The 12,611-nt window shown below is 66.0% G+C and carries 9 protein-coding genes; 5 read left to right on the plus strand and 4 right to left on the minus strand.

What is annotated here, in order from left to right:
* The first annotated feature begins 412 nt into the window (after window positions 1–412).
* From GEV05_11210 to GEV05_11230, 5 genes are all read left to right on the plus strand, one after another.
* Window positions 413–1,333 (plus strand): ABC transporter permease subunit, encoded by a 921-nt coding sequence (locus tag GEV05_11210; protein MPZ43954.1) that lies wholly within the window; start codon window positions 413–415, stop codon window positions 1,331–1,333.
* 22 nt (window positions 1,334–1,355) lie between these two features.
* The gene (locus GEV05_11215) at window positions 1,356–2,252 is read left to right on the plus strand and encodes an ABC transporter permease subunit (protein MPZ43955.1); all 897 of its coding nucleotides are present in this window, start codon (window positions 1,356–1,358) and stop codon (window positions 2,250–2,252) included.
* Window positions 2,253–2,275: 23 nt separating this feature from the next.
* Window positions 2,276–3,892 (plus strand): hypothetical protein, encoded by a 1,617-nt coding sequence (locus tag GEV05_11220; protein ID MPZ43956.1) that lies wholly within the window; start codon window positions 2,276–2,278, stop codon window positions 3,890–3,892.
* A 130-nt stretch (window positions 3,893–4,022) separates the two neighbouring features.
* Window positions 4,023–5,024 (plus strand): ATP-binding cassette domain-containing protein, encoded by a 1,002-nt coding sequence (locus tag GEV05_11225; GenBank protein MPZ43957.1) that lies wholly within the window; start codon window positions 4,023–4,025, stop codon window positions 5,022–5,024.
* Window positions 5,021–5,992 carry an ATP-binding cassette domain-containing protein gene (locus GEV05_11230; protein MPZ43958.1) on the plus strand — a complete coding sequence of 324 codons (972 nt, stop codon included), beginning with the start codon at window positions 5,021–5,023 and terminating at the stop codon, window positions 5,990–5,992. Before GEV05_11225 ends, GEV05_11230 begins: the two co-directional genes overlap by 4 nt.
* A gap of 101 nt (window positions 5,993–6,093) precedes the next feature.
* Here GEV05_11230 and GEV05_11235 read toward each other — a convergent pair whose 3' ends face one another.
* Genes GEV05_11235 through GEV05_11250 form a run of 4 tightly spaced genes read right to left on the minus strand, consistent with a single transcriptional unit; the run spans window position 6,094 to window position 12,610 of the window.
* A complete protein-coding gene (locus GEV05_11235) occupies window positions 6,094–8,853 on the minus strand; it encodes a VWA domain-containing protein (GenBank protein MPZ43959.1) in 2,760 nt (919 codons plus the stop codon).
* Window positions 8,846–10,705 carry a VWA domain-containing protein gene (locus GEV05_11240; GenBank protein MPZ43960.1) on the minus strand — a complete coding sequence of 620 codons (1,860 nt, stop codon included), beginning with the start codon at window positions 10,703–10,705 and terminating at the stop codon, window positions 8,846–8,848. The genes GEV05_11235 and GEV05_11240 overlap by 8 nt, the downstream gene beginning before the upstream one ends.
* Entirely contained in the window at window positions 10,702–11,616 is a 915-nt protein-coding gene (locus GEV05_11245) for a DUF58 domain-containing protein (protein ID MPZ43961.1), read from the minus strand. Before GEV05_11245 ends, GEV05_11240 begins: the two co-directional genes overlap by 4 nt.
* Window positions 11,617–11,626: 10 nt before the next feature.
* A complete protein-coding gene (locus tag GEV05_11250) occupies window positions 11,627–12,610 on the minus strand; it encodes an AAA domain-containing protein (protein MPZ43962.1) in 984 nt (327 codons plus the stop codon).
* Window position 12,611 lies beyond the last annotated feature (1 nt).

Here is a 12,611-nt window from a genome sequence, read left to right on the forward strand (position 1 = left end):
GGCGCGGGAATAGGCGGCCAACGCTGGCTGTATATGAATTCAACCTGTGCCAGGCACCGATGCGGCGGCGCGCAAAAAATCCGGCATTCGATTCGGCTTGCCCGTACGAACGGAACCTGCTAGCGTCGGCTTCACGAGTAGGCGTACGATGCGCCCGATGATTGGTTGCGCCGCACCTGTAGTACATATAACTTCACCTGGGTTCGTGCACTTGCACGGCGCCCGCGACGTGTTGCACCATTGCTCGCCCAAGTTACATTGCTCTGGTCACTCCGCCGGTAAATCCGGTCGGGGTGGTGCAATAGAGCTGAGTACCGCCTGATCGACGCTGATACCGCCGCTCGCTCGAGCGCACGGTGCAGGAAGCATCGAATGAGGCAGGCGGCATTGGACCGCCAGTCGAGGAGGAGGCATGCAGCGTTTCATCGCGGTCCGGTTCTTGCAGAGCCTGCTCGCCCTCTGGGTGATGAGCCTGATCGTGTTCGGCCTGGCGCGCATGAGCGGCAATCCGCTCGACGTGATGCTGCCGATCGAGGCCATGCCCGAGGACTACGAGCGGCTGGAAAAGCACTGGGGCCTCGACAAGCCGGTCACCACGCAATACATCATCTTCATCAAGAAGGCGCTGCAGGGCGATTTCGGCGAGTCCCTCAAGTACCAGGGCCAATCGGCGATGGGCATGGTGGCGGAGCGCCTGCCCGCCACGCTGGAGCTGGCCGGTTACGCCCTGTTCATCAGCATTCTTCTCGCCCTGCCCATAGGGGTCCTGGCGGCGGTCGCGAAAGGCACCTACTGGGATACTTCGGCCAAGATCGTAGCGCTTCTGGGCCAGTCGCTGCCCGCCTTCTGGCTCGGGATCGTGCTGATGTGGATCTTCTCCGTGTTGCTGGGCTGGCTTCCCTCCTCCGGGCGCGGCACACTGAGCCATATCATCCTGCCCGCCATCACGCTCGGCTGGTTCCAGGTCGCGGTCATCATGCGGCTGGTCCGCTCGTCCATGCTCGAGGTCCTCGACAGCGAGTTCGTGAAGCTGGCCCGCGTGAAGGGCATTCCGGAGTGGAAGGTCGTCTGGAAGCACTGCCTGCGCAATGCCTCGATCGCCCCGCTGACCGTTTTTGCCATCATCGCGGGATCGCTCCTGACCGGCTCCGTGATAACCGAAACCGTGTTCACCTGGCCGGGCGTAGGACTGCTGGTCGTGGACGCCGTCCGGTCGAGGGACTTCCAGGTGGTGCAGGCCGTCGTGATCATGTTCGCCGGCATCTTCATCCTGTGCAACCTGATGGTCGACGTCATGTATGCGTATCTCGATCCGCGCATCCGGTATCAGTGAAGCGTACAAAGGAGGCTCAACCATGCCGCTGCAATCGACGCGAACGCTCCCCTGGTATGCGACGCCCTGGGCCATCGAGGGGTGGGCAAAGTTCAAGCGCTATCCCCTGTTTGCGCTTGCGATCCTCCTCTTCCTCCTCGTGATTCCGGCCGCCTTCGCGCCGTGGATCGCCCCCCACGACCCGTTCCAGGGAACGCTGTCGCACCGGCTGACCCCGCCGGTGTGGCAGGACGGTGGAACCGCGGAGCATCTGCTGGGGACCGACAAGCTCGGGCGTGACATGCTGAGCCGCATCATCTACGGCGCGCGCGTCTCTCTCACGGTCTCGCTGATCGCGATCTTCGTCGGCGGCATCATCGGCACCGTGCTGGGGCTGATATCGGGCTACTTCGGAGGACGGACGGACGCCGTGATCATGCGCCTGGTGGACATATCGCTCTCGCTGCCGACGATCCTGCTCGCCCTCGTCCTCGTCGCCGCGGTGGGGCCCAGCTTCGGGACGGTCATCACGGTGCTCATCGTGTTGCTGTGGGCGCGCTATGCGCGCCTGGTCCGCGGCGAAACCCTCGCCATCAAGGAGCTCGACTTCATCGCGCGCGCGCGCGTGGCCGGCGCGTCTCACGCCCGCATCATGTTCCGCTACATGTTTCCCAACGTGGTCAATTCGCTCATCGTCCTGGCGACGCTGCAGGTGGGATACGTCATCCTGCTCGAGTCGTCGCTGAGCTTCCTGGGCGCCGGGCTGCCGCGCGCCGAACCGGCATGGGGCGTCATGGTTTCGGACGGCCGGGAGCTGATCGTCACGGCGTGGTGGGTCTCGATGTTCCCCGGAATCGCCATCATGCTGACGGTGCTGTCGCTCAACTTGCTCGGCGACTGGCTGCGGGATCACCTCGATCCCAAGCTGCGAAATCTTTGACAACACTTCAGGAGGAGGTCGCTATGAAATCGAAACTTGTATCTGTGTTTGCAGGCCTGCTGATGGCGGCGCTGGCCGCCCTCGGCACGGCGCTCATGCCCGAAGGGGCCCAGGCGGCAAGCGTCAAGCGCCTGATCTTCGCCTCGGCCGGCTTCCACGAGGGCAATCGCTTCTGGACCATCTCGCGTCCCGACCACCTCCAGTTCGAGCCGTTCCTGGAGACGCTGGTCGGAATGGATCCCAAGACGGGAGACTACATCCCGGCGCTCGCGACGAAGTGGGAGATCAGCCCCGACTTCAAGGAGTGGACTTTCCACCTGCGCAAGGGTGTCCAGTTCCACAATGGGTTCGGCGAGTTCACGTCCGCGGACATCAAGCATGCGCACACGCTGCTGATCCGCCCGGATTCGACGGCGACCCTGGTCGCGTTCTGGCGCACGGTCGAGGAAATAAGGACCCCCGACAAGCACACCGCCATCTTCCGCTTCAAGGCCCCCGCGCTGCCGACCAATCTGTATGCGTTCGCGCGCTCCGGCGACTTCCGCATCAGCAGCAAGGCGCAGTGGGACAAGGAAGGGCTGGAGGGCTGGGAAAAGAATCCCGCCGGGACAGGCTATTTCCAGTACGCCAGTCGGCAGACGGGCCTCAACATCGTTTTCAAGCGCAATGACAAGCACTGGTCCGGGCACAAAGTGGACTACGAGGAGCTGGAGTTCCGCATCGCGCGCGAAGAAGCCACCCGTCTTGCCCTGCTGCTGTCGGGCGACGTCCAGATCGCCGATCTGCCGCGCGAGCTGCACAAGGATGCGATTGCAAGGGGCTTGAAGCGTTTCCAGTCCTCGCTGCCGGTGGACTGGATCTCGATTTACATGGGCGGTCAGTACTACATCACGGGCGACAAGGATTTCAATCCGAAGGCTCCCTTCGTCAACAAGAAGGTGCGCCAGGCCCTGAACATGGCCATCAACCGCAAGGAGCTGATGAACACGGTGTTCGCCGGGCGGGCGTCTCTCGCCTACCTGTCGCTCTGGGTGCCTACGTCCGAGGGCTGGAACCCGAAGTGGGAAAGCCGGTTCAACGAGCTCTACGCCTACAATCCCGACAAGGCCAAGCAGTTGCTGAAGGAGGCGGGTTACGGGCCCGGACAGCTCAAGTTCGAGATCTGGGCATTCACCGAGCCGGGCGAGTCGGAAGGCCCCGCCATCGCCGATGCGCTCGCGATCTACTTCCGCAACGTCGGCGTCAACGCCCAGGTACAGATGCAGGACTGGTCCAAGATCCGCACGGTGTATCGCAAGAAGCAGCCCCCGGCCCACAACATCATGTGGCCGAACATCATCGGCTGGCGGCCGTCCGAGGCGGGTGTCCGCAACTTCTATTTCAGCAAAGGCGCCAACCACCACTTCGAGGACGACTTCATCGAGAAGACCTTCAGCGAAGTGTTGAAGTTGACGGACCTCAAGCAGCGCCATGAACTGATGCAGAAGATCGGCGACCGCATCCAGGACGAGTTCGCCGATATACCGCTGTTCTGGTTCCGCAACGAGGTATTCGCCACCAAAGCCGTCGGCAGCTGGGTCTACCCGGGCCCCGCCGCCGGCCGCTCGTCGCATTTCGAGCTGGTCAAGATCGCCAAGTGATCGCACCGCCACTGCTGCAAGGGGAAGGACGCTTCCCCTTGCGGGTGGCAGATGCATGACTCATGAACCCTTCGAAAGAGGGCCGGCTGCATGCGGCCCGTTTTCATGAAAAATAGCGCAGGCTAGGTGCATGGCCCGGCAAATCGGCGACGTCATACTGGAAGTGGAAGACCTCCACACGTACTGCTTCACCCGTTTCGGCACGGTGAAGGCAGTGGATGGGGTGAGCTTCAATCTGCGGCAGGGAGAGGCGCTCGCCATCGTGGGCGAATCGGGCTCGGGCAAGACGATGACGGCCCTGTCGCTGCTGCAACTGCAGCCCAAGCCCGCGGCCCGCATCGTCAAGGGATCGATCCGGCTCGAAGGCGAGGATCTGCTCAAGAAGACCGAGCAGGAGATGCGCCAGATCCGCGGTCGCCGCATTTCCATGATTCTGCAGGACCCCCAGACTTCGCTCAATCCGGTATTCACGGTCGGCAACCAGTTGATGGAGGCGATCAGGAATCAGCACCCCGGCGATGACAAGCGCTCGCGCGTGCGGCGGGCGATCGATGCCCTGAAGCAGGTGCGGGTAGCGGCTCCCGAGCGGCGGGTCTCGGACTACCCGCACCAGATCAGCGGCGGCATGAAGCAGCGCGTGGTCGGCGCCATCGCCATCTCGTGCGAGCCGAAAGTCATCATCGCCGACGAGCCCACCACCTCGCTGGATGTCACCATACAGGCGCAGTACCTGCGCCTGCTGCGCGAGATCCAGGAGGCAACGAATCTCGCGCTGATCTTCATCACGCACGACTTCGGCATCGTCGCCAAGATGTGCGACCGCGTGGTGGTGATGTATGCCGGCCGCCACGTGGAAAGCGGGCCGGTGCGGGAGATCTTCAACCATCCGTCGCATCCCTACACCCAGGCCCTGCTGCGCTCGGTGCCCAAAATGGAGGAGGATGTCGAGCGGCTCTACTCGATCGAGGGCCAGCCTCCCGCGCTCTGGGATCTCCCCGAAGGATGCCGCTTCGCCCCCCGCTGCGAGTACGCCGACGATCTGTGCCGGCGCGAATATCCCCCGTCATTCACCGTCGGCGTGAACGGGGCCGCACACACCGCCAGTTGCTGGCGACTACGGAAAACCACATGAGTGCCACAGCGGTACTGCAGGTTCGGGGCCTGAAGAAGCACTTTCCCGTTACCCAGGGATTCATATGGAAGAAGCTCGTCGGCTGGGTGCAGGCGGTCGACGGCATCGACTTCTCGATTCCGCAGGGCCAGACGCTCGCCATCGTGGGCGAGTCCGGCTGCGGCAAGACGACCACGGCCAAGCTCGTGCTGCGTCTGGAAGAACCGACGGCCGGCGAGGTGCTTGCCGACGGCAAGGACGTCCATGCGCTCGAGGGCGATGCCCTGAAGGACTACCGGACGACCGTTCAGGCCGTGTTTCAGGATCCCTGGTCATCGCTCAACCCGCGCATGCGGGTACGCGACATCGTGGCCGAACCGCTGGTGATCAACCGGCAAGTTTCCGACCAGGAGGTCAAGGAGCGCGTCGAAGAAGCGATGAGTTCCGTCGGCCTGCGCCCGCAGCAGGCCAACCTGTACCCGCACGAGTTCAGCGGCGGGCAGCGCCAGCGCATCGCCGTGGCGAGCGCGCTGGTATCGAAACCGAAGCTGATCATCCTGGACGAGCCGGTCTCGGCTCTGGATGTATCGATCCGCGCGCAGATCATGAACCTGCTGGTCGACCTGCAGAAGCAGTACGACGTGAGCTACCTTCTGATCGCGCATCACCTGGCGACCACCCGCTACATGGCGACCGAGGTCGCGGTCATGTATCTCGGGAAGATCGTGGAAAAGGCGAAGACGAAGGAGCTGTTCGCCAATCCGCTGCATCCCTATACCAAGGCGCTCTTCTCCGCCGCGCTTCCGTCCCACCCCGACATCACGCACGATGAGATCATTCTTACGGGCGAAGTCCCCTCGCCCATCAACCCGCCCTCGGGGTGCCGCTTCCATCCGCGCTGCCCGTTCGCCATGGCCCAATGCAGCGTGGACGTGCCGATCGAAAAGGAGATGGCGCCGGGACACACGGTCTCATGTCACTTGTATTAGTGTGAAGAGTACGCTGAGCGAAGGGTGAAGCCGCTTCGCTGTGAAGGCTTCGCAAGTGAAGGTTGAGCGTTCTTTTCACTCAGCGCAGCGTCTTCACTCAATCAGCGCCTTCGGCCCGCTGCGATATAAAGCCGTGCACGCACGGCCGGATCGTCGGCATCCAGGGGTACATCGTCGCGCATGGCCGCAAGGCCGCGCGCCCGTTCCTGTGCGATGGCGGCGCGCAGCGCAGCGTAGTCCGGCTCGGGTGCCGCGGCCTCCAGCCGAGCGCCGCGCCATCGCCTCCAGCGCGCTTGCCACGCTTCGGGGATCGGCGCCTTGCGCACCACCACCTCGGCAACCAGCAGCACCAGCGCCGCCAGGAAGAATGGCCACCACACCTGCGTAGTCGCCCCCCGCGCTTGCGGCGAGGGCGCGGTGAGCGCGCTCGAGCTGGCGCTGGACAGATCGAGCAGGCGTCCTCCGCCGATGCCGGCGATGTCGCCGAGCAGTCTGCGATCCGCACCCAGGCCCAGGTACTCTCCAGAGTAGGGGACCGCCAGCCCGAACGTTCGCGGACCAACCGGCGTCTGGCCGTCGCGCCCGCTCACTGTGACGTAATAGCGCCCGGCACGAGGCACGGGGAACTCGGCGCGGTAGCGCCCCGGCGCAGTCTGCTCGAGCGGCACCCGCCGCGTTTCCCGTGACGGATCGACCACCGAGGCCTGTAGCGAAAGACCGTTGACGAAGCGCTCGTCGCGGTCCAGCACGTCCACGTTCATCACGCCGCGGCTCCCATGCCACTGGAATCGCGGCACGATGGATTCGTTGCCGCTGCGGCGCATCGTCCAGCGGGCGATCTGCGCGACGAAGCGCCCGAACTGCGGCCATTCGACCCAGTGCCGGCCCCAGCGGCCGGAAAGATCGGACGTGAACGCCACCGCTCTTCCCAGGCCGTAGCGCCACGATACCAACAGCGGATCGTCGTCGCGTGCCGCCAGCAGCACCTGGGCGGCGGGCTTGGGAAAGACGCGTTGGTAGCCGCCGAGAATCGGGAAGGGGTCCGCGTCGAATCCCTGCAGCGGTTCGCCCGCATGAACTTGTCGCGGCCGGATGTCGCCTTCGACCACCAGGTCGCGCGTGATCGCCAGGGTTTCGCTGGTGAAGATGCGCGGCACGTTGGCGGGATCGTCGGTGTGGTAGAAGCGGCCCTTGCCCAGCTCCGAGAGTCTTGCCATCAGCGGCTGGTCGGCGTCGGCTCCCATGGCCACGGTGGAAATCGTGATGCCGTCGGCGGCGATGCGGCTTCCCAGGGAATCGAAATTCTTCTCGCCTTCGGTGAGGCCGTCGGAGAGCACGATCAAGTGCTTCACCTTCGCCTGTTCCTTGCGCATGACGCGATGCGCCTCTTCCAGCGCGCGATAGAGATCGGTGCCGCCGCCGACCTTGAGGTCGCGAATCTTCTGCGTGATCGGCTGGCGCATCGCCGCCTCGGTCGGGGATACCACCCATTCCTGGCCGCTGTCGAACGCGAGCACGCCCACGCGATCGAGCCGGTTGAGCAGATCGATGGACAGGAGGGCCGCGCGCTTGGCGATAGCGAGCTTGTCTTCGCCCTGGGCTTTGGTGCCCATGCTGCCGGAGCGGTCCAGCACGAACACCACCGACAGGCTCGGAATCTTCACCTCGGTCTTCACATGCATGGTCACGGGCAGCAGCCGTTCCACCGGCGTGCCGAGATAGCCGCCGGCGGCGTAGCTACGGTCACCACCGATCTTCACTACGCCGCCGCCCGCGTCGCGCACGTAGTGCTCGAGCAACTCCATCTTGGCGAGCGACAAGTCGAAACCGGAGACATTGTTCAGAATCACCAGCTCGTAATCCACCAGCCCGTGCATGCTGGTCGGCAGCGCCTCGGCGCGCACCTCGTCCACCGTCAGTCCTTGCGCAGTCAGTGCCGCGCTCACATAACGGCCGGCTTGCGTATCGCCGATCGCATGCAGCACCTTCGGCGCGCCCGTCACCTGCACGAAAGCCTGGTAGCGGTTGTTCTCCGGCTCGCTGTCCGCGGCGCTGTTGACGATGGCCTCGTATTCCTGCAGCCCCGGCTCGTCTGCCTGTTGCACGAACGAGTAGACGTTGGCGCCCGCCTCGAGCTCGATCGCGCTTTCGTGCAGCAACGCCCCGTTACGCATCACGGCCAGGCGGGCGCGGGCGGCTGCGCTGCTATGGACGAGCGCTTGCACGGTGAACGGTTCGTGCAGGCGCACCTGCGACGGAGCGGTTACGCTTTGCACGTGAACTTCGCTCGCAGCCGCAGGCCGTTCGAGCGCCACGGCATGAATCTCCACCCCGAGCGTGCGCGCGACCGCGGCGGCGGCGCGCGCATCGCCCTGGTTCTCGCGCCCGTCGCTCAGCAGCACGATGCGCCGATGGCCGCCCGGCGCAAACGCGCCGACGGCCACCTCGATGGCGCGGCCGATATCGGTGCCCGAGCGCTCCACGTGAGCCGTAACTTCCTCCAGCGGCTCGGCGCCGCGGCGCACCGAGGATTCGACGGCTGCATCGGCGCCGAACACCACCAGCCCGACGCGTGCCGGCGAATCCTTGGCGCGATTGACGAAATCGAGCGCCTCGGCGACCGACTCGCGCGCGATGCTGCGGGAAAGATCGAGCACGAACACCACATCGGTGTGGCGCGCCGTGGAGCCGGCAAGCGGACCCGCGAACGCAATCGCCAGCGCCGCCAGCGCCAGCACCCGCAGCGTGCCCGCGGCAACGAGCCGGGAGGACGCGCGGCCCGCGCGCCGGATGCTCACGATGACCAGCAGCGCCGCAGCCGCGATGAGCCAAAGCCATGCGGGTTGCGCGAGTTCAGGCACTGCTGCGGCTCCCGGCCCAAACAAGCCACTCCAGCGCCAGCAGCACCATGGCAAGCAGCAGCAAATAAGGCCAGAGCGGCATGAGGCTCTGTGCGCCGTTGCTCGCCGCCTCCGCTTGCTGGCGTTGCTCGCCGGGCGTCCAGCGCCGGTTCACATCCGATTCGCGCGCGTCGGCGAGGCTCACCGCAAAGTATCGCGTCGCCTCGCCGGCGCTATAGCGGTAGATGCCGGCCGCCGCGGTGGCGTCGAACAGCACCGCGCCGTCTTTCGCCTGCAGGGTTTCGTCCTTGCCGGACGGCCCGTGCACGATCGCCTGCGTTTCGCCGGCAGGCACGTAGAGCGAAATCGTCGACCCGGCCGCGACGTGATTGGAGAGGCGCTCGGCGCCGCGCGGGCGCAACCATTCCAGGCTCTGGCTTACGAACAACGGAAAGGCGGCCTGCCGCGGAAAATTCGACCCGGTGAGATCGAAACCGAGATAGACCAGCTTGCGTTGTTCGTCGATGAGGGCGAGGGCCAGATCCGTTTCCTTCGACCAGAACAGGCGCTGCAGCCCCGAGGCGCGCGAGTCGACGGCCACACGCCGCGCCTGGTCGATTCGAACGGCGGCCAGGTCGACGTTACGCATCAGAGCGCTCGGCCCGCTGCCGAGGATGGCCGGCTGCGTCACTCGGCCCGCATCGGAGAAGGGCAAGTCCGGTGCCACGGTGTCCACGAGCAGGAAATTGCCGGGCGGCAATGCCGGCGCCGCGATGCCGTCGAATACCACCACGTCGTGACTGCTGGCGAGCTGGGCGATGTCTTCGCTGCCCGGCCCGTCGCGCTTGACGACTTGCGTATTCGGCAACGCTGCGAGCACGCTTTCGAGGTAAAAATTGCCGCGGCTCAACAACAGCACGCGGAGCCGCTCGGGCGCATTCACCGTTGCGAACGCCTGATTGTCGGCTGCGAGGTCGTCGCTCGGATCGATGCGCGCCGTCGCTTGTCCGAGCGCGCGACCCGCGAACGGCAGCACCAGCGTTTGCTCGGCCTGCGGCGCGACCTCGAGGGTGCGCGTGAAAAGCTCGCGGCCATCCAGGCTCGCGCTTGCCGGCACGGTGATCGGCGCGTCGGTGTAGTTGCGCACCCCCAGCAGCACCTGGAAGCGGTCTTCGGTGCCGTGCTCCTGGCGCAGGTCGAAGCGCGTGATGGCCACGTTGCGCGCGGGCCCGCCGACGACGCGAAACACCACGTCGGGCGAGCCGGGGTCGACCTCGGGCTCGAAGGCGCCGTCGGTCAGGAAGTAGATGCGAGCGTCGCTGCGGCCACGGACCAGCGCCAGCGCGAGCGCCAGCGCTTCGCGTGGCCGCCCGGCCTCGTCGCCGGGCCGAAGCTCTGCCAGCACCCGGCGCAGCGCACCGCGGTCGGTTTCGAAGCCGGTGCGAAGCTGCGCCTTGCGCCCGCTGGTCATCACCAGCATGCGCCCGTTGCGAGGCAGACGGTCCATGATGCTGGCCGCCTCGGCAAGCGCCTGGTCGAAGCGTGTGGCGCCGATGCCCGAGCGGGTCTTCATGCTCGCGCTCACGTCGAGCACCAGCACGATGTCGGCTTCCTGGGTTGCGCTGGTGAGCCACTGCGGGCCGGCGAGCGCGAGCCCCAGCACCAGGGCGGTCGCCAGCAACAGCAGCAGGCTCAGGTTGCGCAGCAGCCGGCGAAAGCCGTGGCCGCCTTCGCGGTCCCTCAGCGCCGCCTGCCACAGCGCGATGGTGGAGACGACCACGCGCACGCGCCGCGGCCGCAGCAGATGCAGGGCGAGCAGCAGCGGAATGGCCACGAGCGACAGCAGCGCCAGGGGATAGGCGAGCTGAATCATCGCAGGTGCGTCCCCTGGCGCAGATATTTGAGCACCACGTCCTCGAACCCGATCGCGGTGCTGGCGCGCAGGTATTCCACCCCGCGCCGCCGGCAGAAGCTCTCGATCTCCTGCAGCTGGCGTTCGAGCCTTTGCCGGTAGAGCCGGCGCAGCTCCGGGTCGACCGTTACTTCGAGCTCGTTCCCGGTCTCCGCATCCACGATCTGCAACGCGCCGTCCAGCGGCGGATCGATCTCCGACTCCGCCAGCAGCTGGATCACCACCACGTCATGACCGCCATGGCGCAGCGCCTCGATGCCGTCCTGCACCTCGCTCAGCCCCAGCAGGTCCGAGATCAGGATGACCAATCCCGGGCTGCGCGTGCGCGTCGCAAACTCGCGCAGCGCCGTGCCGAAGCGGGTCGGCCCTGCGCAGGGGAGGCTCGCGAGGAAAGCGAGCAGCCCGGCCACGTGCTTGCGCGACTTGGTGGGCGGGAGGCTTGCCCCCAGGGCGCCGGCGAAGGCGCTCACCGCGACCCGATCGAGATTGTTGAGCGCGATGTAGGCGAGCGCGGCGGCGAGCCTGCGCGCATGATCGAACTTCGACGGCTCGCCGAACGCCATGCTGGCGCTGCTATCCACGATCAGGTGCAGCGTCACGTCCTCCTCGGAGGCGTGCAGCTTCAGGTACAGCTGGTCCAGCCGCGAGTAGATGTTCCAGTCGATGTGGCGGAAGTCGTCGCCCGGCCAGTAGTGCCTGAAGTCGGAGAATTCGAGCCCGCGCCCACGGCGCGAGGTCGTGCGCTCGCCGCGCAGCAGGCCGCGGAAGATCTTGCGCGCCAGCAGCTCGAGCTGCTCCAGCTTGTGCAGGAATGCGTCGTCGAAGACGAGCTCGCGCCCGGCGGCGGGTGCAGTGCGAGGCGTCATCGCCATGGGCTTCCGGTCAGGCGTGCGCCTTCCCGAGCACGGTCGGCGTTTCGCGCACGACCTCCGCGATCAGAACTTCCACGTCGATCCCTTCGGCCTCGCCCTCGAAGTTGAGCAGGAGGCGGTGGCGCAATGCCGCCGGAGCGGCAGCGGCCAGGTCGTCGAAGCTCACGTTGATGCGCCCGGCGAACAGCGCCAAAGCCTTGGCGGCGAGCACGATGGCCTGCAGCCCGCGCGGGCTCGCGCCGTGACGCACGTAGCGCCGAACCATGGCTGTGGCCTCGGCGTTGCCGGCATGGGTGGCGAGCACCATGCGAATGGCGTAGTCCTTGACGTGAGCGGCGAGCACCACCGAGCGCACCAGCTCGCGCAGCGCCATCACGTCGCCCGCGCTCAGCACCGGCTCCACCGAAGGCATCGGCCAGCCCGTGGTGCGATCGACGATCTGCGACAGCTCGTCGGCGTCGGGATAGGCGGCATTCAACTTGAGCAGGAAGCGATCGAGCTGGGCTTCGGGCAGCGGATAGGTGCCCTCCATCTCGATCGGATTCTGGGTTGCGAGCACCATGAACGGTTCCTGCAGCGCATGCCCGCTGCGCCCGACGGTGACGCGCTTCTCCTCCATGGCCTCCAGCAGCGCGGACTGGGTCTTCGGCGTGGCGCGGTTGATCTCGTCCGCCAGCAGCAGCTGGGTGAACACCGGGCCGCGCTGGAAATGAAAGTGGCGCCGGCCTTCGTCGTCCTGCAGCACCACCTGGGTGCCGATGATGTCCGCCGGCATGAGGTCCGGCGTGAACTGGATGCGTGCGAATTCCAGGTGCAGCGCATCGCTCAGGGTCTTCACCAGCAGTGTCTTGCCCAGGCCCGGCACGCCTTCGAGCAGCACATGGCCGGAAGAGAGCAGGCAGGCGAGAATGCCGTCGATGACGTCGTGATGGCCGACGATGCGCCGTCCGATCTGGCGTCTGAGTGCATTCAGCTGCTCGTGCGCAGCCGACAGG

It is taken from the genome of Betaproteobacteria bacterium (assembly GCA_009377585.1).
GTDB lineage: Bacteria > Pseudomonadota > Gammaproteobacteria > Burkholderiales > WYBJ01 > WYBJ01.

Coding starts and splice junctions, on each gene's coding strand:
- GEV05_11245 (MPZ43961.1), bottom strand. CDS start 11,616: ATGGCGATGACGCCTCGCACTGCACCCGCCGCCGGGCGCGAGCTCGTC.
- GEV05_11215 (MPZ43955.1), top strand. CDS start 1,356: ATGCCGCTGCAATCGACGCGAACGCTCCCCTGGTATGCGACGCCCTGG.
- GEV05_11230 (MPZ43958.1), top strand. CDS start 5,021: ATGAGTGCCACAGCGGTACTGCAGGTTCGGGGCCTGAAGAAGCACTTT.
- GEV05_11220 (MPZ43956.1), top strand. CDS start 2,276: ATGAAATCGAAACTTGTATCTGTGTTTGCAGGCCTGCTGATGGCGGCG.
- GEV05_11240 (MPZ43960.1), bottom strand. CDS start 10,705: ATGATTCAGCTCGCCTATCCCCTGGCGCTGCTGTCGCTCGTGGCCATT.
- GEV05_11210 (MPZ43954.1), top strand. CDS start 413: ATGCAGCGTTTCATCGCGGTCCGGTTCTTGCAGAGCCTGCTCGCCCTC.
- GEV05_11225 (MPZ43957.1), top strand. CDS start 4,023: ATGGCCCGGCAAATCGGCGACGTCATACTGGAAGTGGAAGACCTCCAC.